28 protein-coding genes are annotated in these 25,479 nt (G+C 46.8%); 23 read left to right on the top strand and 5 right to left on the bottom strand.

What is annotated here, in order from left to right; genetic code table 11:
• Positions 1 to 546 precede the first annotated feature (546 nt).
• Positions 547 to 1,739, top strand: a protein-coding gene (locus PGQ95_RS23520; protein ID WP_085955245.1) for an IS3-like element ISKpn18 family transposase whose coding sequence is annotated in 2 segments (ribosomal slippage) — positions 547 to 823 and positions 823 to 1,739 — 1,194 coding nt in all. Because the reading frame shifts where the segments join, the coding sequence is not laid out codon by codon here.
• A 501-nt stretch (positions 1,740 to 2,240) separates the two neighbouring features.
• Here PGQ95_RS23520 and PGQ95_RS23515 read toward each other — a convergent pair.
• From PGQ95_RS23515 to PGQ95_RS23495, 5 genes are all read right to left on the bottom strand, one after another.
• The gene (locus tag PGQ95_RS23515; protein ID WP_000681217.1) at positions 2,241 to 4,661 is read right to left on the bottom strand and encodes an Ig-like domain-containing protein; all 2,421 of its coding nucleotides are present in this window, start codon (positions 4,659 to 4,661) and stop codon (positions 2,241 to 2,243) included.
• Positions 4,662 to 5,125: 464 nt separating this feature from the next.
• Positions 5,126 to 5,737 carry a hypothetical protein gene (locus PGQ95_RS23510; RefSeq protein ID WP_001572415.1) on the bottom strand — a complete coding sequence of 204 codons (612 nt, stop codon included), beginning with the start codon at positions 5,735 to 5,737 and terminating at the stop codon, positions 5,126 to 5,128.
• 20 nt (positions 5,738 to 5,757) lie between these two features.
• Positions 5,758 to 6,021, bottom strand: a complete 264-nt coding sequence (locus PGQ95_RS23505; RefSeq protein WP_000149861.1) for a hypothetical protein — start codon at positions 6,019 to 6,021, stop codon at positions 5,758 to 5,760.
• A gap of 93 nt (positions 6,022 to 6,114) precedes the next feature.
• A complete protein-coding gene (locus PGQ95_RS23500) occupies positions 6,115 to 6,876 on the bottom strand; it encodes a methyltransferase (RefSeq protein ID WP_001167416.1) in 762 nt (253 codons plus the stop codon).
• An 80-nt stretch (positions 6,877 to 6,956) separates the two neighbouring features.
• Entirely contained in the window at positions 6,957 to 7,721 is a 765-nt protein-coding gene (locus tag PGQ95_RS23495) for a hypothetical protein (RefSeq protein ID WP_000277497.1), read from the bottom strand.
• A 329-nt stretch (positions 7,722 to 8,050) separates the two neighbouring features.
• On the opposite strand from PGQ95_RS23495, the gene PGQ95_RS23490 reads away from it, so the two are divergent.
• The 22 genes from PGQ95_RS23490 (at position 8,051) to PGQ95_RS23385 (ending at position 25,474) form a co-directional block, all read left to right on the top strand.
• Positions 8,051 to 8,566 (top strand): hypothetical protein, encoded by a 516-nt coding sequence (locus tag PGQ95_RS23490; RefSeq protein ID WP_012006567.1) that lies wholly within the window; start codon positions 8,051 to 8,053, stop codon positions 8,564 to 8,566.
• Positions 8,567 to 8,669: 103 nt separating this feature from the next.
• Positions 8,670 to 9,107 carry a hypothetical protein gene (locus PGQ95_RS23485; RefSeq protein WP_001251243.1) on the top strand — a complete coding sequence of 146 codons (438 nt, stop codon included), beginning with the start codon at positions 8,670 to 8,672 and terminating at the stop codon, positions 9,105 to 9,107.
• 215 nt (positions 9,108 to 9,322) lie between these two features.
• A complete protein-coding gene (locus tag PGQ95_RS23480) occupies positions 9,323 to 9,526 on the top strand; it encodes a hypothetical protein (RefSeq protein ID WP_227642933.1) in 204 nt (67 codons plus the stop codon).
• A 32-nt stretch (positions 9,527 to 9,558) separates the two neighbouring features.
• On the top strand, positions 9,559 to 9,810 hold the full coding sequence (locus PGQ95_RS23475; protein ID WP_000111450.1) for a hypothetical protein: 252 nt from the start codon (positions 9,559 to 9,561) through the stop codon (positions 9,808 to 9,810).
• A gap of 403 nt (positions 9,811 to 10,213) precedes the next feature.
• Positions 10,214 to 12,604: an Ig-like domain-containing protein gene (locus tag PGQ95_RS23470; RefSeq protein ID WP_000694550.1), complete on the top strand. Its 2,391-nt coding sequence runs from the start codon at positions 10,214 to 10,216 to the stop codon at positions 12,602 to 12,604.
• A 434-nt stretch (positions 12,605 to 13,038) separates the two neighbouring features.
• On the top strand, positions 13,039 to 13,509 hold the full coding sequence (locus tag PGQ95_RS23465; protein ID WP_000170638.1) for a hypothetical protein: 471 nt from the start codon (positions 13,039 to 13,041) through the stop codon (positions 13,507 to 13,509).
• A 49-nt stretch (positions 13,510 to 13,558) separates the two neighbouring features.
• Positions 13,559 to 13,855, top strand: coding sequence for a type II toxin-antitoxin system RelE/ParE family toxin (locus tag PGQ95_RS23460; protein ID WP_000581857.1), 297 nt, complete (start codon positions 13,559 to 13,561; stop codon positions 13,853 to 13,855).
• A 242-nt stretch (positions 13,856 to 14,097) separates the two neighbouring features.
• On the top strand, positions 14,098 to 15,045 hold the full coding sequence (locus PGQ95_RS23455; RefSeq protein ID WP_164846946.1) for a flavin reductase: 948 nt from the start codon (positions 14,098 to 14,100) through the stop codon (positions 15,043 to 15,045).
• A 407-nt stretch (positions 15,046 to 15,452) separates the two neighbouring features.
• A complete protein-coding gene (locus PGQ95_RS23450) occupies positions 15,453 to 15,830 on the top strand; it encodes a hypothetical protein (RefSeq protein ID WP_000853477.1) in 378 nt (125 codons plus the stop codon).
• Between the two features lie 94 nt (positions 15,831 to 15,924).
• Positions 15,925 to 16,353: a hypothetical protein gene (locus PGQ95_RS23445; protein ID WP_001133498.1), complete on the top strand. Its 429-nt coding sequence runs from the start codon at positions 15,925 to 15,927 to the stop codon at positions 16,351 to 16,353.
• A 64-nt stretch (positions 16,354 to 16,417) separates the two neighbouring features.
• Entirely contained in the window at positions 16,418 to 16,675 is a 258-nt protein-coding gene (locus PGQ95_RS23440; RefSeq protein ID WP_001290637.1) for a hypothetical protein, read from the top strand.
• 155 nt (positions 16,676 to 16,830) lie between these two features.
• Positions 16,831 to 17,439 (top strand): hypothetical protein, encoded by a 609-nt coding sequence (locus tag PGQ95_RS23435; RefSeq protein WP_000833773.1) that lies wholly within the window; start codon positions 16,831 to 16,833, stop codon positions 17,437 to 17,439.
• 168 nt (positions 17,440 to 17,607) lie between these two features.
• Entirely contained in the window at positions 17,608 to 18,858 is a 1,251-nt protein-coding gene (locus tag PGQ95_RS23430) for a site-specific DNA-methyltransferase (protein WP_000104323.1), read from the top strand.
• A gap of 280 nt (positions 18,859 to 19,138) precedes the next feature.
• On the top strand, positions 19,139 to 19,285 hold the full coding sequence (locus PGQ95_RS23425; protein ID WP_001426334.1) for a hypothetical protein: 147 nt from the start codon (positions 19,139 to 19,141) through the stop codon (positions 19,283 to 19,285).
• A 415-nt stretch (positions 19,286 to 19,700) separates the two neighbouring features.
• A complete protein-coding gene (locus PGQ95_RS23420) occupies positions 19,701 to 20,027 on the top strand; it encodes a hypothetical protein (RefSeq protein ID WP_000556022.1) in 327 nt (108 codons plus the stop codon).
• A 65-nt stretch (positions 20,028 to 20,092) separates the two neighbouring features.
• Positions 20,093 to 20,350 (top strand): hypothetical protein, encoded by a 258-nt coding sequence (locus tag PGQ95_RS23415; RefSeq protein ID WP_042634392.1) that lies wholly within the window; start codon positions 20,093 to 20,095, stop codon positions 20,348 to 20,350.
• Positions 20,351 to 20,576: 226 nt separating this feature from the next.
• The gene (locus tag PGQ95_RS23410; protein ID WP_000774870.1) at positions 20,577 to 21,368 is read left to right on the top strand and encodes a hypothetical protein; all 792 of its coding nucleotides are present in this window, start codon (positions 20,577 to 20,579) and stop codon (positions 21,366 to 21,368) included.
• A gap of 51 nt (positions 21,369 to 21,419) precedes the next feature.
• Entirely contained in the window at positions 21,420 to 21,869 is a 450-nt protein-coding gene (locus tag PGQ95_RS23405; RefSeq protein ID WP_000182314.1) for a hypothetical protein, read from the top strand.
• Positions 21,870 to 22,041: 172 nt separating this feature from the next.
• On the top strand, positions 22,042 to 24,426 hold the full coding sequence (locus PGQ95_RS23400) for a phosphoadenosine phosphosulfate reductase family protein (RefSeq protein WP_000469466.1): 2,385 nt from the start codon (positions 22,042 to 22,044) through the stop codon (positions 24,424 to 24,426).
• A gap of 249 nt (positions 24,427 to 24,675) precedes the next feature.
• Positions 24,676 to 24,915 (top strand): hypothetical protein, encoded by a 240-nt coding sequence (locus tag PGQ95_RS23395; protein WP_001180999.1) that lies wholly within the window; start codon positions 24,676 to 24,678, stop codon positions 24,913 to 24,915.
• 62 nt (positions 24,916 to 24,977) lie between these two features.
• A complete protein-coding gene (locus PGQ95_RS23390) occupies positions 24,978 to 25,289 on the top strand; it encodes a hypothetical protein (protein ID WP_000172889.1) in 312 nt (103 codons plus the stop codon).
• The gene (locus PGQ95_RS23385; protein ID WP_000159618.1) at positions 25,286 to 25,474 is read left to right on the top strand and encodes a hypothetical protein; all 189 of its coding nucleotides are present in this window, start codon (positions 25,286 to 25,288) and stop codon (positions 25,472 to 25,474) included. The genes PGQ95_RS23390 and PGQ95_RS23385 overlap by 4 nt, the downstream gene beginning before the upstream one ends.
• Positions 25,475 to 25,479: the final 5 nt, after the last annotated feature.

Here is a 25,479-nt window from a genome sequence, read left to right as displayed (position 1 = left end):
GTTGTCATTGCTTTTCAGGTGCACTGATAAGGCTCTCAATAGACACGACGACAATGGCAGTGAGCAATTAGAGTCACTACCGTTGTCATTGCTTTCAGCTGAGCTGATAAGGTACGTCATTTACACGATGACAATGGCAGTGAGCCAATCGAGTCACTACCGTTGTTAATGCCGACCAACCGAGGGAAGGGTCCGCTCAAAGAACTGAGTGACAACAGTAGTGAGATCATCCAATCACTACCATTGTCAGCTTAAACCTGTAGGACGAAGAGGCTTGTCCGATAAAATGACGACAATGGAAATGAGCCTATCCATCACTACCACTGTCATTAAAGTCCAGCGGTTCAACGTTAATCAGTAGCTCCGGATGACAATGGTTGTGAGTCAGGCAATTCCCAAGCATTAGGTGACAGCAGCGTAACACCTCTAAGCTCACTTCTGTTGTCAGGGGTTAGGGTATTGAGTCTCTACCGTCGTCAGTGTTGTGGTCAAATTTAAATGGACACTTTGATCGGGTGTTTTCCCCCCGACAAGGAACATGAAGAGATGACCGACAAGACAACCGACACAACCAAGAATCGCCGAACCTTTGATCCAGCGTTCAAGTTACAGGTGGCGCGCATGGTGCGCGAGCAAGGCGTCAGCGTCAGCCAAGTCTGCCGCGAAATGAAGCTGACCGAAAGTGTGGTCCGACGCTGGGTACACCAACTGGATGACGAGTCAGCCGGCAGGCCGGGGATTGGTAAACCGTTAACGGCTGAGCAGCAACGTATTCGAGAACTGGAAGCCGAAGTCAGGCGACTAAAATCAGACAATGAATTATTAAAAAAAGCTTCGGCCTTCTTCGCACGGGAAATAAAGTGATCCACGATGTTGTCACTGAGTTAGCGAAGCAGGCCCCGATCAAGCAGGTCTGTCAGGCGTTGGACATCAGTCGCTCTGGTTACTACGCAGCGCGTCGCAGAGTCAATACACCCAAACCTATTTGCCAGGACAGCGTGCATGCTCAGGCGGTTTTTCTTGCCAGTGGTCGCACCTATGGCAGTCGTCGTTTGAGTGCAGCCCTGCGTGCCCAGGGCCATGATGTTGGACGTCATCGCTGTCGTACCTTGATGAAAGCCTGTGGACTCAAGGCCTGTTGGCGTCGCAAGTTCGCTCATACCACCGATAGCAAACACCATTTGCCGGTGGCAGAGAACGTGCTCAACCGTCAGTTTGAGCCTGAAGCACCCAATACGGCCTGGGTGTGCGATGTGACGTACATTCGGACCGACAGCGGTTGGCTATATCTGGCCGCTGTGCTGGATCTGTATTCACGTCGCATCGTGGGTTGGTCCATGGCACCGACCATGCCTGCACAGCTGGTGTGCGATGCGTTGAGCATGGCTATTTCGGTTCGCCAACCGGCACCGGGTTTATTGGTTCATTCGGACCGGGGCAGTCAATATGCCAGTGCTGAACACCGGCAATTACTTGAAAACCATGGTCTGGTACTCAGCATGAGCCGCAAGGGTAATTGCTGGGACAATGCCGTGATGGAGCGGTTCTTTCTGAATTTGAAAATGGAGCGTGTCTGGCAGACTCGGTATGCCAACCATACAGAAGCCAAACAAGACATCACCGACTACATCGTTAACTTTTATAACAGTACCCGATTGCATTCAAAACTTGGCTACCGATCACCCGCACAGTACGAAACGCTGGCCAGCCCTGCCGCCCAGTTGCCCGCCTGTGCATAACCCTACCATCTGATCGGCGTGTCCAAAAAAACTTGACCACAACACAGTGTTTCTGAGACACCAGTATTGCAGATCACTACAATTGTCACTTAAATATCGACGGGGGAGTAGATGCAAGTGACTGGCTAACCAGTACCAGTTTAGATTCAAAACGATCCCATCTTTGTGGATGCGCTTGAGTAAGCTCGTATGACGATATGTCAGAGAAGTGACAACAGGTGTGAGTTGCCGGACTCACTCCCGTTGTCATCCCCGGTTGAAGGAAGAGAATCCCCGGGGCTGTATATTTACCAAGTATCCTTACTCAAGGGGTTCGACACTCACTCCCATTGTCGTAATCAACGAGTATGCATTGTCTTTTGAAAGCATCGCTGGAAACGTACGATTAAAGTAACTTTTCTTTCGGTTCTTCCTTGCGAATCTCTGAAGACGTACTGGCTGATCGGAGTCGAGGAGGGCAGTAAAATTGAAGCCGTCAGTTTTACTGTCGGCTCCGGGTAGTTACTTCAACTCGTCGATCTGAATCATGAATTCTGAGGTGCCAACTTTCCCATTTTCGGAAGGATAAACGGGTAACAGAAGATTATCCCCCTGGCCCATATCTATTTGCACCTCAACTGACTCGCCTGGAGCCGCCTGTGCCCCATTAAATTTAATACCGAAGGCTGCATCCTTCCGCACAGTCAGCGTTGCGTTCTGGACCCCTTTAGCAATTTCTCCATTTGTCTTACGCAGAACGTTAGTGGACAGGTACGCAAGTGGTACGCCATCTGTCGTTTTGAGAGGTGAACTGACCGACAATGTGCGTAGATTATGTAACTGCACAAGGTTATTCGGTAGATAACTGAACTTCTGAGTATAGGTTTTGGTATTCGACTGACTATCGGCAACTGTTACGCTAATTGAATAATTTTCAGATGGTTCGAAATTTGGGAACAGCCTCGGATACTCAGGCATGTATGTATCTTTGCCTGCCGGTGACCACGTAAGCTCAACGTTATCAGCTGTGGGGCCACCTACGAGCTGAAGACGGGTTATCCTCGGGGTTGTCAGATTATCTGCCAGAGCGATCCTGAGGTTCTCCAGGCCGTACACTACCGTATCGTCTTTTACCGGCTTTCCGTCGAATGTTATGGCCACTGTCGGAGGAGTGTTATCCAGAGCAATTTCTCCGAAAGTTTTATTGGTCTGGTTCTGGAAGAAGTCCCTGATGTTGACCTCAACGTTGTATTTTCCTTCAGACTGACGGGATAAATCATAAGCAATCGTGTAGTTACCTGAGATACGAGATTTGATTACGCCTGTTGGTGACATCCGGGTACCGGTGTTCTTATCGGAAAGATAAAATTCCCTCAATGAGACCGAGTCGAACCAGTTACCATCGCCTTCAAGTGACGCCAGTACATCCAGCTGCTTGTTAGTCTCGTCATATGATATCGAGTTTATTACCGGCAGTTGTTTATTGTTCCAGCGTGTCATAATCCATTGCTCAGACCGCAAAATGGGATTGCTGATGCTGCGAACGAAGTAAAGGATTCTATTGTAGCCCTGGGTACCCAAGGCCATATCAAACGTCTCAGGCGCTTCACACGAGGTTTTTCCTGCCGGAATGGTGCAGGTCGCCTTACCGCCGATCTCCTGTGCAAAGGGCCGGGCTTCAACGTTAAAACGAAGTCGGGAAATTTTAATTGGCAGTCGTGATGAAGCCACACTCTCAAAATCCTTCCACTTAACCCAGTTCCCCTTATCATCGAGGAAATCTACCCAGGTACCCGCAAATGCAGGCGTTTGGTTTGCAGATGGGTTTAGAACGAGGCTGTATGACGGATAATACCCTCCCCACTGGCCAAAGTTCGCCATACGAGCCATATCCCCATTAATTGAGCCATAGGGAAGAGTCATTTCAACATAAGCATAAGTGCTGTCTACAGCTATCTCTTTGGGGGCGGAATATTGATTGATGAACTGAAGCCCACCTTCTGAATAAGCACGGTAGTTAGATTTTGGGATCCGGTAGACTAATCGAATAGGGTTTTCGTTAACGACCATACCGGCTTTGTAAGCCGGATAATTAGAAACCCCGGGTACGACGCTGGAAGACGTATTTGGATCATGAACGGCCCACAGTGTCATCTCACCCAGCGTGTTGTCGTAGCGAAATTTTTGAGTTGGCAGCGTTCGGCTATTACCTGCGTTATCGAAGATAACAACTTTTGCAGTAAAGTCTTCATCCAGGTTGCTGTCTGGTATTCCGGTTCCCTTAACTGAATTCTTAGAGTAAGTGTGGTACATCTTTTGGCCGGATACGTCATACTGCATCTGTGTAGTGCTGTAGAGGCTACCGTCCTGCCTGTAAATATATATTAGGCCCTTATCAATACCATTTGCATCACTTACGCCCGAAGAGGTGAAGTCATACTGCCCCGTTGCCTCTAATCCAAGCTTCCACACGTCACCAGCGGTAGAGCCAGAACCAGTATTAGCGGTAAGAGCATTTGCCGCTGGAGGGGTGACATCAATTAGCCAGTTATAGTTATAGGTCGCTACAGGCTTCTGATTGAGATCTAACACGTTTATCTGAACGACAAATTTGCCTTCACCCAAAGCAGGCAAAGTTACTTTTTTGCCGTAGAACTCACTACCGTCAGCAGCTGTTAGTCGGTCTGATACACCCGTCCGTGTAGTCGTAGTATTAAGAATGACAGTTCCAGTGTCTTTCGTGACTTTGACATTAACGAAACGATCAAGACCTGAAATAAGTGTCAAAGTTACCGGTGATGCCGGATTAAGCATAAGACGAGAAGACGGGGCGTGGATCTCAATACCGTTCGTGTCCTTAAAGGCCGATTCATATATCTGAGCTGGGGCCTGAACAGACATACCGAGTCCGGCTACAGCAGTAATAAAAGCGAGATGTTTCATTCTTATTCCCCTTTAGGTTTGGTGTTATTTTAAGCTTTTCCTAAAGGTCACTATGTTCGTAAAAGTATAAAAAACTTCTCCATATGGTGCTCGAAATTACAAATCTATAATTTGCCTTTCGACAAACCTTATTGTGCGTTCAGGACGTAAATCTTTCTTTTTGGAATTACATCTGACATTGCTGTGGTATCCAAACTGGCAACGATTGCAAAACTTATAACATTAGCCTGAAACTATCGGCATCCACATATCGCATTAAGTGATGCTTTTACTTTGTGTAAAAAAGAATCAGGATAAATTAGGTATGACAGATATAAATGCGTTAACGGACGGCATATATGAATCAAAACCTGGCGGTATTACGCCACCAGTCGAGAGGGGAGTGAACCTCAGTCAGTACGTCTACCTTCGTTCCGCAAGGCGCTTCTTGTTGTGAATTACAAACTGCCCTGGCGAGAACTGCATCATTTCACCCCCAGCAACACACGTGCCTCTTCAACGGTTTGCCACGAAGGCATTGCTACGCCAGATTGACTGCCGTTGCCTCTGCGCTCACCGGTGTCACATTCTACATAAAGACGCATCAGCATCGCTTCTATTTCAGCGGCCCGGCTATTATCCATTACCAGTTCTGCTGCGCGTCGTAGCTGTTCTGGAATGTCATTCCACATTCCCGCACCACTTCTGTCTTTGTTAGTGAGCAAGTCTTCAATAGCAGATGAAGCCATGTTAAGCAGGTCAGCCGAAACTAAAGGCATCGGCGGGGCGGTATAGAGGATTCGACGTCTTCCGCGTCTGTCTGGATCGTATTTATCATAAAAAGCTTTGTTCACATCTTCCCAGTGCCACTGAAGTTGCCCGGTTGCGTCATGGTGGCAAAACTCGCACTGATAAACAGGCGCAATCGACATAACTGCCTTTCCAATACGTGCCAGTACAGCAACTTCGTCAGCTCTAAGACTCATTGCTTCGCTTGGGTTACTACCCTCGGAAAATTCCAAAATTTGTTCAATACGTTCTGGTGTGAAAGTGGTCATAGGCTTTGAAAACATATTTTTTCCAGTTGTGCTTACCATATCATCAGGCCTTAAGAGCGTTAGCGAATAATTAACAGGTCAGGACCAAAACTAAATCCTTCCCCCATACGGTCTTCATGACGGGAGACATATGCCTTACCGTATTTCTCCAGATCCTGTAAGCGATCTTTTGCCAGATTCCACGAGTATTCCTGGCCCCACACGGGGCCGTCACGCCCGTCAAAGCGGTCAGGTTTACAATTTGCTTTCAGAAGTGCGTAGACATGCTCCAGCGTGGGTAGCTGCAAAGCACTATTAGCCTGAGAAACGGCAGTATGCGTCATTTCTGTTCACTCTTTATTGATTTAGTCAGTTAAGCCGGTCAGGTAACTTTAACCGGCTACTCGTATTAAGATTTCTTTCCGGTTGCTTGTCAGTTAGCGGCGAAGATCAATTTCAAGGCGGGCTGTTTTGACCTTTGTTCCGGACTCCCTAAATGTATCATCCGGAAGAGGCGAAATTTGTCCGCCAAGTTGTTTGACTCGCTCCCTGAGCGCTTTTGTCAGTGTGTCTTCCCGGAACAATACCCCAGCTGACAGAATGGCCTGTAAGCGACCTCGCTTAGCGAGCATTGCGATGGCATGCATGACATGTTTAACGTCAGAGCGTTTAAGGAATGGTGGATTCATAACGATAACATCAAAAGTTTCATCGGGCTGGTACCCAAGAAAGTCGGTATGCACCAGCTCGGCCCCTGTGCTAAGGACACTATCGTTCTTCACTGCAAGGAATCGCTCATCGTTCAATTCGATCCCGGTAATCAATGCATCCGGAGCCGCCAGTTTTAAGGCTTTCAGAATGCGGCCATCACCAAACTCAGGCTCCAGAACACGTTCCCCGGCAGCTGGTTCAGCGCGTAGAACCATATCTGTGACTAAATTCTCAGGGGTAGGGAAGAAATTGAACAAATCACGTGGGATGTCGACCGAACCTGTCAGAATGATTTGCTCGATACGCTCAGCTGCATCCGCCGTAAAAATATGTGCCTGCTCTTTTCGGTTCCATTTGCCACCGGCAGCTTCCAGCACTTTGTTTGTCTTAACATAAATGCTGCGGTCGAGCTGGTCGGCCAGGAAAAGAAAGTTCCCTTCAGCACGGCAGCGAGATAAGACGTTCAGAACTTCAGTTGAGATTTGCATTAAAACTCCATTAAGAGGATTTACCCGCCTGGCGGCAGCGGGTTGGTTACTTAAACAGGACAATTCAGATTTGGCCTTGGTTAGTCGGCAGACAACAGCAGGGATGGGCTGTTATAAGCGAAGCGGTCAACGGGAGCCTTCTCAAATCGCTGACCGCTTGCATCAGGGGTCAGAACGAGTCCGTTATGGGCGCAATGAATGTGGAGCAACATATCCCCGCCGGTGTTGATGTGTAAGGCAGGCACACCCTGATCGATTTCGAACATGACACCAAAACAGGGGTTACCTTCCTTGTTAACAACTTCACAGTGGATGTTATGTTGGCCGGTAACGCTGACCTGATAGGCCTGACTGTCCTCTTCTCTCAGTGTTTCCTCCTCCAGGCGCCAGTCCTGAAGTGTGAGGCTAATTTCAGGGGTATCATGCTCCTTCTGAAGAGCCTGGATACCTTTACGGAACAGCTGCATCATTTCATGAGTAAGGCAGTCTTCCTCAGCTCCAAAATGTTCTTTCCAGCCTTCAGGATCTGCATACATCCAGACGTTTTTAGCGAGCGAAGGTAAGGAAGCATCAGGCTCTACAAGGAGGTGAGGGATGCTCTCTTTGATTCCGAGATAACGTACTGGCTGGCCGTTAAGCGGTAACCCATCCGGCACTGTAACTTCAGCTCCTGGCAAGACGACGCTGTTTACCAGACCTCCACAATGTTCTGCCACCACCCGGCCTAAATCTGCCATAAACATCCGATGCTTTTCTGGTGAGTCCAGCTCACCAAGGAGTTCAGGTTTAAGCAGTAAACCGGTAATAATCTCAGTCAGTTCACGAGGAGATACTAATTTATACATTTTGTTTTCCTTTTCTGTGTTGGCTTTATATTAACAATCCAGATGCACGAGCTAATAACCTCCAGACAACTTTTTCAAAAATTATATACTTAAAGCAGGGGCTAATATGCGCAAGAAATGAATTTAGGAAGGATGGCTTCAAATTTAACTTTTTGGTTTTTTATTTTAGACGGACTTTAAAATAGCATCGCTGGTAAAATAATAAACATGGTTTATTTTTTGTTTGTATTGACAATCAAATGGGTAAAAATTAATTTACTTACATGGCGTATATTTAATGCCACCGTCCCGGCGGCACCGGGCATAAAAGGAAAACCATCTTGAAACCGATGCTCAAAAAAGATTTTTTTTCAGCTATTGAAAACCTTCTCAAAGCTGGCTTTCAACCTCGCTTTTACACTGTTAACAGTGGACGAATCGGTCTCATTACATTCACTGATAAAAATGGAACAAAACAGGTCGAACAGGTTTATTCCTGCACTTCTTTAGCCGCCAATACTTTTGGAAAGCGCTTCACCACATGGTTAGAAGAAATTTTTCAAAAGCATAATGAAAAAAAAGTAGCTGATTCCGGGATCGAGGTTGGTAGCCGTGTCTGGGATAAAATGATGTATACGGTGCGCACCATTTCAGAAATTCGTGCTGGGGGTGTGCTGGTGCTGGATAACGGTGCACAGCGTACTCTGGATGAAGTTCAAAAAACGGCTCCTGAAGCAAACCAGGTAGAGCCAAAGGAAATCTCTTCACTTAAGGAGCTGCTGAACGCTTCCAAAAATCTGGAGCCGACTTCGCCTGAACTAATTGCGGCTCTTAATGAGGCTCAGTCAACCGCCATAAAACGGTGAATGCAACGGCAGTCTGGCACATCAGGCCTTGTCAGAGATTAGGCCTGAAAAGCACTTACGTACCGATATAACACCTAATTCCCCTTTAAGGAGATTGCCCTAAATGGCGATGAATAAAAAAGAACAAGCCGCCTATGATGAGCTGGTGGCACAGGCCAGAATAAACCGCGCTTTACGCTGGTCTGACTATAGCGTTGAACGCGATATGCCCGTACCAGAGGTCTCGGGGGAATACCAAAACGGCTGGAGCTTCAACACCGCCACTGGCACTGTTTATCCGACATGGAGCGGAACTACGGTTCACGGCACACGGGAAGAGGGAGAGGTTGTCGATGCAACCTCCCGCCGCATGCGAGGCATGAATGGTAGCCAGAACGGCATACCACAATACAGCACCAAAGAACGCGCCCTGAAGGCATTACGCTGTTCGCTTGAAATCAAGTTTGCTATGCAGCTGGATGCCGTAGATAAAGCAATCGCAAAAGAATTAGAGTCGTCCACCGCTCGCCGGGAGAGCGATACCTCAGATGCCAAACGGTAAACCATCAAATCAGGCCCGTGATCAGAGGGGCCTTAACGCCCTGAAAGAGGCGGTTCCAGCGACGGCACAACTACAGATGCGGGTTACCCCTGATCGGAAACTGCGTTACGTCAATCAGGCAAAGGCCGAAGGCCTGGGTCTAACAGACTGGGTCCAAAAGCATATGGATAACGTGTGTGATCTGGCAGGCCAGCCCGACACAACCATGTACAAAGATGATGGAGAAACAAGTGGCCAAAAATAACAACAGTCTCAAACAGCATGTCTTCAATATGCTGTCGGCTGGCAGCGAACTTAAAGAAGTGAAGCGTTTTCTCACCAGCAAGCGCCTTAAAGCCCGCCCAGCAGTGTTAATGATCCACGAACAGGCGATTGCTGTGCAGAACACTGAGTACCTGAATAAACCGGCTTATAGCTAACTGGTAACAACAATTAAAGAGAGATATTTAAAATGAGCGTAATCCCAGATTACACCAGGGTTCAGCATGTCCAGATTATTCGCGAGCGAGATGGGCAGAAGGAAGTTGTTCGAGTCTATGATGAAGATGGCGACGTAGTTCTGTGTTTACCTGCCTACATTCAGGATGAGGAAATAAATCTTATTCTGCGCCGGTTGAATGACGTATATTCAGTCGGATATCGTGTAGGTGATGCAGCCCGCCGCCGCGCCATCAAAAAAGCGCTGGGGGATGATGAGGAGTAAGGCCATTTTTACTGGCAAGATATCTGTATACCGGAGTCTTTAGAGTACGTTCTGATGGCTCCGGATTATTAATACTGTTTCACTCATGCAATAAAAAGCTAACCGAAATTCTTTCGCTAATTCAGTTTTAAATGCTCTAATCATTAAATGTAATGAGCTTTATTTATCAATAGGCATGGCGTTTTTAATGGCTATTAAGCTAGTTCTGCTTTCGCTTGCTTCTGGAAATTGGGAAAACCTAATTTTAACCCTATCAAAAAGTAACTTTTCTTGTATTTTTGCATTTACGTAAACAAAACAAGTCCCGCCGGGCAGAAAAGAAAAACATTAAAATTAGCTATTTTCCCGAAAAGATCTCGAACACTGAAAAAGTATCATGGGGAACCTGATCAGGAGACAACCCATGAAAATCAAACTAGCCCTGCTTATTGCATTTGCAGGTTTCAGCGCAGGAGCTTCCGCTGAAATCGCAGAATTCAGCTTTAAAGATACCCTGAACGTTAAAAAGACCGTATCGCCTGCATCCGTATGGATTAATCCGGTAACGAGCTTTGACGTTGCCGTTATTTCCGGTCTGGACCGTTATATTACGCTCAGTCTGCTGAAAAGTGACGGGAGCCTCATCTGGAGCACGAAAAGCAGCCTGGTTACCGTAGATGACCGTACCACATCTTCGACAGGCTTTGATTATTACGGCAAGACTCTGACCGTACCAGCGATGGGAGAAGATAGCTTCACCCTCAGAGAGGTGATTACCGACTTGCAAGGGAAGGAGGTCTCCCGGCAGGATTACCCGCTTGCAATTGACCGAACGCCTCCGGCAACGGGTACCATAAGTTATACGAGAAACGGGTGGAACTTTGGCAGCGAAGCGATCTTCACTTCAGTACCAGCCGGTATGCAGTACGCCAGCGTCCAGGCACTGGTCTTTAATGGACTGAGTGATAAAGGTTCCGGGCTTGCTAATGCTGAATATTTCATAACCGATGCCGCTGGAGTGGAGCGTAAAAAGCCAGCGGAAATTAATACAGTGGAAGGTAGCGTAACCGTTCAAGTCGCCGACGCAAGCAGCAATGCCCTGGCACCGGAAAACCGCTCTGAATATAAAGTGGGGATCTACCTTTATGACAAAGCGGGAAACAGGATCGAACTAAGCCGCCGAAGCGTAATTGATCGGGTTAAGCCTGACGATATCATCCAGGTGCAGGACGCCACTACCGGATCATGGGTCACTTATCAGTCTGGCATGACCGTCTTCCAGAACCCTATTTCCGTACGGGTATTAAGGAAAAAAAGTGACTTTACTGCTGTTAACGGTTCCAAATATGGCTGGGCGGACTCGAATTTCCAGACGTCCGATAGCACTTATAATATTTATACTTTCAAATACATATATCCCAATGTGGGGGATACTTATCATGAATTCCAGACTCTGGCAGGAGGAGTAAGACGAATTCATCATAACTCCCTCAACTTCACTCCAGCCCCGGCGATGGAAATAGCCCCGAAGATAGTGGCTAAAGAGATGTACCGGAGTGATACCAGTGAGTGGTTAACTCAGGCCTCAATCAGCGTTAAAACCGCCACCATTAGCCGCATAAAGGTAACCGCTGAACCCCGACCATACGTGCAAAAGTTCAGAACGGTAAAAAATGCAGCCTGGTTCTGCACTATACCTATCGGACAAAGTTCATGCGAGATGACGGTTAACTTCAACTACACCAGTGACAAAGGATTTGAGTATCTGCACCTTTACTCGGGAAAAGATGGTGACAGCATATTCGATGCGCTTGCTGGTAATTTTACGGTTATCTGGGATAACAACCCACCGGTGGTTAATGTCGCTCAGGTAAACAAGGCCTCCAAGACAATCACTATGACGGCCACCGATAATGATCGCGTCAACGCCTGGAACATCAGCTACTGGGATACCAAAGTTTTCGAAGCCACCCTTAAAAATGCCCGGGGGGAACCTTTCACGCTGAAGCCTGTGACCGTCAGTGAAAGCGATTATAAAACCAAAAACGCCACCTTCTCATACGCTGGTCTACCGGACGGGGATTATACGGTGGTTAGCGTCTCTGCCACGGATCTTGTTGGAAACACCGGAACCAAAACGCTTAATGCACCGCTGAAAATTGACTCAACGCTTCCGGTTATCGCGTTCAGTTTTAATGGCGCAGACGCAGAAGGAAAACTGGTTAAAGGGCTTGAGAACCTTCGCATAAGCGTTACTGATGCCTCTGGGGATGCTTCCCTGACATCGCTTCAGCTCGCTGGTGGACCTAACTCTGAAAAGGTCACCCTGGCATTCACGCCGTTATCCAAGGATGTCTTTATTCCGGAATACCCCAGAATCTTCCCCAACACTGACGAATCGGGACAGATGTATCATCTGGAGGCACTGGCTATTGACGAATCAGGTAACCGGACCACTAAAACGCTTAATTTTACCTACCAGCCTGCGAATCTGATTATGCTGGATAATCTCAAGACGCTGGCCACAGCCGTAGCACTGAAAGCAACGGACAACACGCCGCTGGCCATCATCCGAACCAGTGTGTTGCGGCGTCAGGACGGTTCTATCATTACCGGACAGTTAAACGGAACCCTGACTGTTCAGAAAAATGCCCAGTTCGGCGTTACGGTTGCCGGAGTTACGGTCCAGCCTGGTGAAACTAAATCGCTGTCACTGGATCTTGGTAATGGTGAAGAGCGCACGTATCCCGTTACTCCCGCTGTAAGTGGTCAATCTGGCACGGCCACATTTGCTATAGAATTCCCTCAAACATAAGCTCTTCAGAAGGGTGCGGTAGTATGCCGTACCCTGTTACGCCATCCTCAATGTAATATGTAGAGTTGAGCATGACTTAATTATTACTTTCTCATTAAGTGGCTCTTAAATTGCAAACGGGAAAGTAATATTCCCGAGACGGGAAGGACGCCTTCCTTTTGGTTTTAATCTATGATGCTAAACCGTTTAATCACTCCGGAACAATGCCCGCGTTTAAATGGCTGGCACCAGTACATGATTTATCCATGAATGCTTTTTGATGCACTTTTACTTCAGAATGCTCTTAATTTTTTAAACAAAATTATATTTGAATCCTTCGTGTATAAATTTGCAGACCCTCTCTCAATGTTTTTTTAAAATATTTACTCTCAGGTTATTAGCCAGTAGATTCATTCTGTCATGATTACTCCAGAACTAACCGGAGGAATCACATTATGACCAAATATTATGATCGCAGTGGAATTGAAATCTCCAGCGCAAAAATCCGCTGTGTTGATTCTGTAAAAGGTACTGCGGAATATACTTTTCGTATTCTTTGCGATAAATGCAATGGTCGGGGAGAGCGTAAGCATTTTTATAGAAGTCGCTGTATGGCTTGTAAAGCCACGGGTTACAGCCTCGAAACGACCCGCACTGCTTACACGCTGAATGCGCTGTACCGCATTAATGCTCAAGCTGCCCGCAAAGTGTCAGCATCCTTGCAAAACGAGCGTTTGAGGACTGAAAACGCCCACAACTCTGCGTTCAATGCATGGTGCAGATCTCATCAAAAAATGGTTGATGCAATCACCCAGCAATCCAGCAGTAATAATTTTCTGGAAAGCCTTAAGTCTTCTTTAACCCACCAGCGTCAGTTAAGTGATAAGCAGCTGGCAGTCGCCGCCCGCATTTTAGGGATTCATTAATTCAAAGCCCTTTTAATTTAATTTTAAGGTCAATTATTACGGAGGAACTATGATCCATTCATTTAAAGACAGACGGCTTGAAAAGTTCTTCCGTAATGGAAAAACAACGGCAGGTATTCCTTCTGAAATTATTAACGCGATTCTGTGTCGACTCGAAACGCTGGATAATGTCCAGAGTGAGCGGGAGTTATTATCCAACAGCTTGCGTTATGAACGCTTAAGAATGACGTCAAACCGTTATTCCTCCATTCGAGTAAACTCTAAGTATCGATTATTCTTTGAATGGAATGATGGCGCACATAATGTCCATTTGTCAGCACATGACTATAAATCGCTCATCCATTAAGGTTAAAAATGAAGCTATTTTCAATTTCATCCCGGGATACAAGCATGGACGCGATGTTTTATATCCAGGCCAGTACTAAACAACAGGCAAGTTACATATTTAGTACCCTTTCCCCGAAGCCTACTGCGAACTGCCAGCTTACAGATTTGCAGAATGAGACGGTCGTCCCTTCCATAAGCCCTATTTCGCTTTCACTTAACCCCTGGTCGATCAATTCCCAGTCCCGAACCCGGGAATTGAGTATGGCCACGCATGGTCTTAACCTGATCTGTGCAGTCACGGATGAGCATACCCGTCAGATAGTAGACTTTTGCGATAACCTTGGACAGCAGCTTAAGGATCCGGACGACAAAAGCGCCTGGGTTAAGCTCATTAATTCTGAATGCGCATTGCTTAATTCTCCGCGTTTATATCCCGTTCTGCTGGAGCCGGAGACACCGGCACAATTTGAAATCTTTGTGCCAGCTCCGGAAGATGGCGATCACGACACGGTTATAGCCAGCGTTGTTGAAGAATGTTTCGGAGATGAATGCCGGTACAGAGCAACGGACAAAGCTTTTGCAATGTCGGAAAAGCCAATCATCAGGCTGGAAGCACATTTCAATGACAAACGGGAAAAGGTTTTAGAACTGACCTTTTCCAGTTTCAACCTTTCACTTTCTGCGTCCGTGTATGAACACCAGCTACGTCAGATTTTATTACTTTGCGAAGATTTTGGCGTAAGGCTTCAGGGTAGAGCCGGGGCATCCTGCCACATCAATATGCGCAGCGCTTACCGTCGTCTTGCACATGTCGGCACCGGCTCTCGCCCAGGTGATGGGAGTGATGTGCGGGGCTATACCTCATCTAAAGAGCAAAAAGATGTTAAGGGGCTGCTCGATAAGTCAACCAGGGGAAGTGAGCTTGTACCGGCGAGGCACGGGCAGCAGTTTAACGGTGTCTTAGTGAATGCCACACCCGCACCGGCCACGACGGGTTTTATATACCTGTCGCATGATTTTCCGGAAGGCCAGTTTATGATGACAGCCGAGGTGTTGCATGTTGGAATAACACCGGGCGGGATCTACTACATTGAAACACTGGACGGATACCGGTTTATCGTTACAGCGTTTGAAAAGGGATTAATGAACGGTTTAAGGGAGTTTTTGGCTGTAAATGAGGACTACTTTAAGTATTACCGCTGGTCTTAGCGTCTGACCTGAAACCGGTAGGCCAGGGAAGGCAACCGGGAAAATGCAATTTAACCTGATCCTCTCCCTACCACTACCTTTACCCACGTATAATAGCCCGACCAAATTATAATGCCCGATCACCGCATTGGCTGAAACCACACATATTCTTCTTAGGCCTCGCCTGATGAACTTCGACCACAAGACAAAGGAACGTAACTAATAAATAAAATTTATGAGCTGCACAAAAGTTACTTTTCCATAATGGCGCTTCACTTACATTGTGGTTTCATAATCATTGTTGGTATTTAAAAAGGATGTGTTCAATCTTAAATAAAAGGCGGTGTTTTTTTTCTGAAAATTTGCTGGGAGGTTATTAGCTGGGGGTTGGGTAACAGTATAATAAGTACAGATGAAAAGGAGGTTTTATGAAAACGTTAGACGTGATTTCAACTCAACTCAACTTTAATAATCTGCTGAATCAGGCAGGATATAATCTTTCAGAAATTGTTGTTAAACGCTACAGCGCTGCACCCGCCTTTAACGAAGGGCACTGGTTGTTCATTGCAGAGCAGGATAATCGCTACATTGAAGTGGTCAGTCTTCTTTCAAAGGCATCAGAAAGCGGAGAGCAGCATGTCGATATCTTTATCAATATGTTCGAAGATCCGATTGATGACATTATCTCCCGAAACATTGAACCCAAAACATTTGCGACACTTTATAAATACATTGAACGTATACCTTTTACACCGGACGTAAAAAAAGAATTCTTGAGCAGTATTGAGACTATTAATTTTAGTTAACTAAAAATTACAGATTTTCTTTCACCAAGTTATTAGGTAATGATATCGACCTGGTATCATTACCGTATCATGAATATGGACGGGGACGGGTAAAATGCCTAATAATACTGAAGTCATTAGCTGCGACTTATTTTCAATTCTTTCCTCACTTAATTTTAGTGTTGAGGATATTACAGGGCTAACTCCGGCCAAATTCAGAAAGGGGGCTTTCTTGCATGCAAAAATATCTGCAAGCCAGGCCACGCGAGCAGCTGATATTTCCCTTCAATTACTCACGGATCGTGTTTCAGGTGAAATGAACTACGTAATAGTAATTGGCAGGCACGAAGGGCTCCTGCAAAGCGAAGCAATTGACCCAAACGCTGATAAGCAGTACCGGGAAAACCGTCATTCTCGCCATTTTATCCCAGTAACCGATGCCAATACCAAAGCCCTGAAAAAAACCTGCAAGGTAATGAAAACATATATCAAAGAGCAGGCATTTAAGCCTAACACCTGGGGGCACAATTTCATTAAGGGTTGATTTATTCTTGCCCCGGTGAACCGGGGCAACGCTAAATTAACCTCAACCTGAGCTGGAGGCACAAATGTCTGAAAAACACTTTATCGTAAAGATCCAGAACCGTAACGGCGACCATGAGAAAAGCTATGTTCGTATACTCGTCAGCGATTGTGAGAAAAATGCTTGCCAGACGGCACTGATTTCCGAGTGTGCTGGCGAGGTTGAACAGCTGAGTTTTGAAGACGGTGGGGTTTATGACTACAACGGCGAAAATCACTACAGTGTCAGGAGCTGCGTGGAGGTTGCCCCTGAAGATGTTGCAACTTTGCAACGCTACCTTTAACACCTGCGGCATTAAAAAAAATATCGGGTGTCTGTTACAGGATGCCGCTGTTTTAAACGATGCCTCAAAGATCGCTATCGCTCCTGATGCCTTCATTAAGAGCGGGTTTGTGGTAGGTTCAGCGTAACAAAACTACTGGAATTTTGGTTGCCTCGATGAAGAGCTGCTTTTCTGATTTACCCGTTAAAGACGGCAAGTCCGGAACTTGGAAACTGGACACTTTCGAAATTACCACAGATAAGGCGCTGACCCTCGCCCTTCGTGCCGAGTGTACTGGTAATACAGATGAGTTTATCCCGCCCGGTAGATATCGCCGCTTGTCCAACGGCTGGGATGTGGTGATGTCCAATACCCCGATGGAGATCCGAACCTGCCAGGATTTTATAGAGCGAGCCACCGGGCGGGTGCTCATTAATGGTCTTGGTCTTGGTATGGTGCTCCACGCCATTCTTCAGAAAGACGATGTAACCCATGTCACGGTAATCGAAAAAGAACAGGATGTTATTAACCTCGTTGCAGCCTCGTTTGCAACCGATCTTCGCGTTGAAATTATTAATGCTGATGCAATGGAGTATTGTCCACCAGCTGGCGTTACGTACAACGCTTGCTGGCATGACATATGGACAGACTTCGCAACAGCTAATCTCGCACAGATGGATAAGCTGGAAAGTAAGTACCGGGACATCTGTGACTGGCAGGGATCGTGGGGCAGGGAGGAGTGTGAGCAAAAGCTCATTGAGTTCCAGAATCTTGAGGCTGATTAATCCAACTTGCGAAGGTGTCTCCGCTAAAGGAGCCCGGCTCGCTCTGTGCAAGCCCAGCTGTGCTGCATGATTTGGCAAAGTCTTCAACAAACCAGATCGGTCTGATTTAGTAATCTCACTTCCAACCATCAGGCCGATATAATAACTGTATCCCCATTAGGATGGCTGATGAGTACGATTAATACGGACTTAATTGCGCATATCTACGCTGCCTCCGAATCGCCGTTGACCAACGACGAGCTTTATCGCGAAGTGCAGCGTAAAACTGGCATGTCGGATGCCGAATTGCACGAACTGAAAGAATTTGGGTCAGATAAAACCAGAACCAGCGGCGTCAAACATAAGGTTCGCTGGTTTCAGCAGACTCTCCGTCAGGCCGGGGTCATCGAACGCGTTCCAGAAAAACGGGGCGTCTGGAGATACGCCTCTAAGACGAAAACAAACCTGCATGAGTCATGGGAAAAGCTCTGTGTTGTCGGTTTCTCAACTTCTCTTGGGGCATCGGTTTTTGGAAACGCCTATGCCTTCTTCAGCAATATCACCGAGCAAATTCATCTTTGCCTGACCTCGCCACCTTACCTCCTTCGAAATTCAAGAGACTACGGGCACGGAGGGGGGCGTGGCGAGCAGGCTTATATTGACTGGCTTCTGCGTATCCTCGAACCGATCGTGAAACAGCTTGTACCGGGCGCAAGTGTGGCATTGAATATCACTCAAGATAGCTTTAATAGGGGTAGGCCTTCACGTTCTCTGTATCTGGAGCGTCTGACACTGGCATTATGTGACAAGCTGGGGCTTGAGCTCATGGACAGGCTTCAGTGGGTGAATCGCAGTAAGCCCCCATCGCCAACGCACTGGGCATGTAAGCAACGGGTGCAGCTCTGCTCATCGTATGAGCCTGTGCTGTGGTTTACCAATGATGCGAGTAAGGTTCGTTCAAACAACTTACGTGTACTACAACCGCATTCAGACCAGCATCTAAAATTGCAGGCAGCAGGCGGTGAAAATCGCACGACCTTTTATGGTGATGGGGCGTACCAGCTTAAAAGCGGTTCCTTTGGAAATAAAACAGAAGGAACGATCCCCAAGAATACTTTGTTTTACGGCAATAGCTGCGCTGATACGAGATTTTGCCATTCCATTGCCCGCGAGCTCGGTTTTCCGCTGCACGGTGCAACGTCTCCTACCAGGCTTGCAGCGTTTCTGATTGAGTTTTTGACAGAGCCGGGAGATCTTGTTGTAGATCCCTTCGCTGGCTTGCATAAAGTCCCCATCGCAGCCGAGCGACTTGGCAGACGTTGGCTGGCGACGGACAAAATCATGGAGTGGCTGGCGATTTCCCGAAACCTTTTTACGGCCGCACCGGGATATAAGAGTAACCCCATGCTGGATGAGCTCGCCGAACTGTATCGGACTTAATGCAAGTTAACGGTTTTGATAAAGTGGTTTGAAGCGACAAACGGTTTATTCATTTAGCAGTGGTTCCACCAGAGAATGGCAATATTAACGGCTTAGCATATACCGCTGAGATAATCAGGTAGTCATTCATTTCCGGTTGTCTGTATTAACGAGTGTATTCATTATTCACTTGTTTCTACGATATAGACCCAACAAAAACAAATTGATGGTTGTGATACAGATGTTGTTGGATTAACTAATTTGGTAATTTAGACGGTTTCTAAATTAAAGGTGGACAGATATGAAGTCAGATTCAGAAATGGCTTCTCCTATCGAGTTGCACATTGGCGATCATGTCCAGCGGCATGGTGCTTTATCTGAGGTCATGCATATTGTTGAATCCAAATGCGATATTCCCGGCGGCATCCGGGTAGCAGCATGCATTTGACGGGTTATCGGTAACGTTCCGGGCAATATTCCTCGTGGTTGGCTGGAAACACCGAAGCGTATGGCTGAGCGAGGCGTTAAGTGGGCGACGAGTCTGCCCGGAGGGCTTTACTTTAACATGCAGGGGAACGCACATGCGAAAGTAAGCCGGGTTATTCGTAATGTGACTAACTGAAACTTTTTTCTGAATTGCGGTGTAAAAGTTACTTTTCACCGCGTCGTTTTCCATCACTACTAATTCAGAGTTTTTCTGAAATAAGCAGAGTTAAAGCTAACGATTTATTCAGGCCATTTTATTCTAATCATTATCCTACACTTCAAAAATATGCAATATTTTTTCTTCTGACCTATTAGCCAGAATTCTCGATTCGGTATCATTTACTTACGGTAATTCTTTTAAAAACGAGGTAAATGGCATGCATTCTCAGGATCCTATCACGAAATTAACCCAGACGTTGCAACGCGACGATGGTTCTCAGGTTCGTATTGTAGCGCAGCGGGGATATGGAAGCGGGCTTACAGCCTCGCTTGATGTGTACGTTCTCCGTCGTGATTCCTCTGAAAGCAACTGGTCACTGTGCGGAAAAGATCCTCACCCCGAGTGGAGAAAGATGTCAGTAGATGAGTATCAGAAATTTGGACGCTCAGAAATGCTGCGCTATGCCACACCAGGTGAAATTCTCAGGGTGGCATCCGCTATTGGCCAGCCAATGAGCTTCCTCGATGGCAACCCTGCGTTTTAGCCTGAACCCTGGCGACGCCTTTTAAACCGGCGTCATTCTTTTTACGAGCAACAGACGGAGAAAAAATGAATCTGAACGAACGAAGCACGAGCGCAGCGACGCCAGATTTGAGCCGACTTTATCTCATTTCCGGGCGCATTATGTTTGATGATGATGATCAGGCCTACCCGGTCGAAGCCGATTCCCCTGGTGATGCAGAGGAGGCTTTTCGGCATCATATTGCCGACAGTGCCGACGACTTAGAAAAGGTGATTATAGTTTCCTCTACAAGTTTCGCTTCAGCTCACAGCAGTCGCGTAATTTGTCGGCCTGCCGTGAAGTAATTTCAGCTTCCAATGATATTTCCCTCTTTATAAAAGCCGCCGTCTGGCGGTTTTTATTTGCAAAAATGAATATTAATCCTGAACAATATTAATTTAAGATGAGGTGGTGTTCATATTCTTCTTAATATTTTTTCTAAAAAAACGACTTCAGGTTATTAGTTGGTAGTAGTGTGTTTGTTATGATCTTCTCATCAAATACATTAATTAAATAATCAAGGAGTCAACTGTGGCAGATAATTATACTCTGGCGTCGTTTATTATTCCCTGCACTCAGGAGCAGGCTAAAATGGCACAAGAAGCAATCACATTCGTTACCGAAGCAGAAATTGCAGAAGGTGAGCGTTTGCTTGATAAGCCACTGGCAGATTGTTCTCTGACTGAGAAGCTGATTCTCAGTATTATTGAGAACCACCCTGAGTATGACCCTTCAGAGCCGAGCTTTGGGCAACCATCCTGCCCAGACTGTAATTATGAACTGTCGTTCGCAACAGAAGTTAACAGCAGTGGGCTGTCAGTTTTTCATGGAGAGACTATTGATCTTGACCATGCAATTTGCCTCACAACTGCCGTGCTGTCGGTATTCGACCTCCCGGAAATGGTAACAATTACTGCTGCATTTACATGCAGTAAAAGCCGGACAGATGAATTTGGGGGTATGACTATTCTGGTCACAAAGGATACCCACTATTACCAGGATGGCTGTCAGTTTTCTCGTCTCATGAATGAGGCTCACAAAGCCGGTATCCAGTATGCTCTGTGTAAAGTGACGCATTACCACGGTGAGAGCAGCTATGTGGCAAGCTATGTCCTGAGCTGCGACGTAGCGGATTCAGCCCAGGAGGTCGTTAACAGACGACTGAAGGCATGTGCCGGAAAAGAGCCAGAAGACGGAATCTATATTCTGAGTGAAGAAGACAACACCAGTCTTTCGGTCGAACTCGTTACAGAACTGTCTCCGCTCGATTACGACAAGCTGAGCAAGCTTCTTCCTTCCCTTGACACCCTTTGCGGCGCATAAGCCTGCCTGATAACCGTAGCCACCGGTTCCCCCGGTGGCCTGGAGCCTGCCATGACCAATAAATTCATAGTATCTACCGTTGTTTGCATCAATGACTTTGCAAGTGATGTTCCGCAAAGTGTTTCCTTACGGATAGATACAATGCTTGAACAGCGTATCCGCAAATTGGCGACATACGTGAAAAAAAACGATCTTCAGTTAACTGAGTTTTACTTCTATGACGCTAACTGGTCATTTTGTGGTGAAGATGAAATTCAAGAAATAACAGACCAGGATGAATATAAGCATAGCGATAGCACAAGGCAGGAAGCGATGCTGCGGGAAGTAATGCCATCAGCACGTACGGAATGCCCGGTTATTAGGGTGATGAAAGATTCATTTCAGCTTTCTGCTCTACCACGCCATTGTGGTGATGACATGACTCTTAACACTCCTTCAATTCCGCTGTCTGAGTTGAAAACAAATGTCACGGCTTTTATTACACCACCAACCTATATCTAATAGCTGTGCTGGGAGATTAAATTACAATGGGTTTTTATTTTAAATCTATTTAAGAATTAAATTTGCGTGATTTTGATTTAATATAATTTCGCTAAATGGTTGCGCTGTAGTTATTTTAAAGTTCTAATAAAAATATCAGTGATGCAGCATATGCCGTGGTTCAGGAAAATATATGTTTATTGAAAAAAGTGACTCATTCCTTGAATTACCCTCAGAAGTTATTTTTCCTGAGGCGGCTAATGCTGCCATTTTGAAACATGATAAATGGGCTGATGTTTGGGAGACCCTGACAACCGATGCCGATCTGAACTATACCGATGAAAAGGAGACTGTGAGTCTTTCTTCTCTGGTCACGTCAGCCACATCTGCTATTTATCAGGCTATTACGGACGGATGGACGATGTGCGTGGGATACAGTGGCGGTAAAGACTCCCATTCTCTTCTTCACCTATTTCTGATGGCATTGATCAGGGCAGTACGTAACGGCACAAATATCAGCGAACATCATTTCATTCAGATGTCCGATACGCTGATCGAAAACCCTGAGATGCACTATCAGGCTTCACAGGTTCTCAACCAGCTTAGAATGTTCATTGCTGAACACCAGCTACCGGTCACAGTCCTTGTCGCCCAACCGTCTCTTACGCAGAGCTGGGTAGGCCGCATTCTGACTGGACGTGGACTTCCGACCTGGACTAATTCTTCAACCCGTCAGTGCTCAACCGACTACAAAATCGCCCCCCTGCGCAAGGCCAAAGCTCGTTATCTAAAAAACGCCCCGGCATCCGTACGAAGCAGGGTATGCCTGATGCTGGGCTCCAGGGATGATGAAAGTGCCCGAAGGGCCGGAAATATCCTCAAAATGGGAGGGCAGGCGAGGAAAGTAACCCTGACTGAGCACGGTGGTGAACTCTATCCAGTAAAGGAGTGGCGCACTCAGGACATCTGGTCTTTTCTAATGGCCTGTGGTTCCGAATCCCGCTTCCCTTTACCAAGCTTTATGCCGGATAACTTCAGCCTGGCAACGCTTTATAAAGACGCCACCGGAGAGTGTATCTGGTCGCCGGAGAAACCCACGCGAACCTCAGCTTGTGGGGCTAGATATGGGTGCTCGCTTTGCACAGCCGTAGGGGTTGACCATTCAATGGAAACGCTCCTTCGCACTGACCCTGAGAAATATGGTTATCAGGCAGGCCTAAGTCGTCTTCAGCGATTTCTTTCTAAGATCCAGTACGACTGGAGCCTGCGGGATTATATCGGTCGTAAAGTGTTCGAAGGCGGGTATGTGCGTCTTCAACCCAATATCTTTTCTTCGTCCCTGACTGAACGTCTTTTTCATGTCTGTTGCAGCCTTGATTATGTTGAAGCCAGACGTGCGGCAAAGCATCGCAGAAAGCTACTTTCCGGCGAGGTGGACGATACGGCTTATAACCGTCGTATGGCTGAGCCACAATTTCGGCTTGTACATGAAGCAAACGTGATCCACGTTGATTTCCTCTGGTCGTTGCACTGTTTCAACCCTCGCCCGTTTCGGGCAATTGAGATCTATCGCAGAGTCTGGGAAGAGGCCGATCTGGACCTTCTTGAGGATGAGCCTGACATGCTGCCTGTGGCCCGTACACCAATGCCAGCTCCACTCTGGATGAAACTGCCCGGAGGCCGGTTCGGTACAGCTTATGATGGACTGACTGATACGTTGCCGCTGATGACCTATTTTGACGGGCAGGCTGACCCCAGGGCTTCACGTAGCCTAAAGACCGGAGAGAGCAGTTCTGTCGTCGTGGCATTCGAGGAAGAGGATGAGCTGACTGTTGAAGAAGATACGGCGTCCTGGATTATCTGGCATGAATACGACGGGTTACGCCAGAGCATCGCTGACGGTGAGTTTACTCCAACGACTGCTGCTCAGTATCTTCTTCGTTATGGCGCGGTCCGAATTTCAAAAGGGAAGGGCGCTGTCTATCATCGTCTCGCACAACGGGGACAAACCTTTTCCCGCCTGGGGATAGGCGAAAGAGTGTCGCTTCCAGAGCTGGTTGCCAGTCGGCGTTTTAAAATACTCAGCGATACTGCATACCGTCAGGTTGTAGCCCGGAAATTGCGTGGACAGATAAAAAAGTTCAGATTCTGGGCATGCGTAGCTGCCTGTGTACAGTTGCACGTACACAACAAGACGGCACTCGGAGAAAGAATCTTAACGTTACTCGAAGGTGAGAGGGAACAGCAACAAGGTGCGATCCAGGCGAAGCTGAAGGCGGGAATGATGGATGCAGTTCTAACTCTGTGTAACCAGCGACTCCGGGTGAAAGAAAATACTAACCAGCCAGAGGAGTTCCGCTATTACCGTGCCGTAAGAGCTCGTTTCATGCGCCATTTATCTGAATGCCTTAAGCCAGAAAATGGCGGCGTTATCCGTGACGTTATCTGGGAACTGAGGGTGCTGAGCAGTGCTCACGGTACGACCAAAACAGGTTTTTACTATGTCGATAGCAATCGCCCGACAGCGAAAGGACTGTTAAACCGCCTTCTGATGAGGATGGTCAGGCAGGTCGTATAAGCGTCTGAAACGCGAAACACACGAAAATGAAGGGGTTATACAAAAAAAACTTAGCTTTGATCGTGATGTAATGTGGACATCATGTCCAAGCGTTGCTGCATCCAGAAAAGTAACTTTAATCCTGTTGATACAGCCTTTGCATTACCTGTTTACGCATAGCCTGGAAACGTTCTAATTAAACCAGACAAATATAAATTTAAATTAATTCACTCACCCCCGGAATCGGGGAACTAAACAAAAGGATCATCAATGCAAAATCAAAATACCCCCGCTCAGGAAAAACACACCGTATACCTTTTTAATGCTGAACATGCTGACAAGACAGCCGCCAAGCAAGCCGGGAAACTCTTCACGCTGGACATTGAACACCCAATGACCCTCAACGATCTCTCGCTGCTGTGTGAGTCGGTCGCGGACGCTGTGGGAGCACCTGGCGGTATTAAATATGAAATCACAACAGAGCCTAATGGGGTTCAGGAGGAATACTGAATCAGTGTGGTGTGAGTCCATTTTAATTTGAGGTTTCATGAGTTCTATCGAGAGGCTGAAGTATGACTTTGAAAATGGGAAGTCCCCGGACTTCCAAGCCTGAGGGGCCATTTGTATTAATCACTTTTGAGGGGGACGAATTTCTTTTTGATGACAGACATAATGTCGTCAAGATAAATGGCAGGCCTAAAAAAATGGATGTAAAGCGAAATTATTTTGAGTCCGATCTGGGAGAAGGGAAAGCGAAATACTGGACTTTAAATATCGAAGAGGCTCATCGGTTCAATTCGATTGATGAAGCGACAGAACAACTTTGTAAACTGAATCGCCCTCATCTGATCAAAATTCGCAAAGTTGAGGGGGTATCTGAATGACCAAAGAGATGTTTTTACGCATTTTAAATGAGGCACAGGCTCGTGTGGATAACGATTCGCTTCCGCTTGATGTTCGTATCCGGTCACGCACCACGGTAAATGATTGCGTCATCCGGGCAGATAAAGAGGGGTGGCCTATTGAGTATAAACAGAAGGTCTGGGTAGAGGCAGTCAGTGGCTGTTAACTTCA

The sequence above is a fragment of the Klebsiella sp. 141240 genome, assembly GCF_050600805.1.
Classification (GTDB): Bacteria; Pseudomonadota; Gammaproteobacteria; order Enterobacterales; family Enterobacteriaceae; genus Klebsiella; species Klebsiella aerogenes.
Note: the sequence above shows the minus strand (reverse complement) of the source record. Positions and strands in the feature narration are given on the sequence as shown.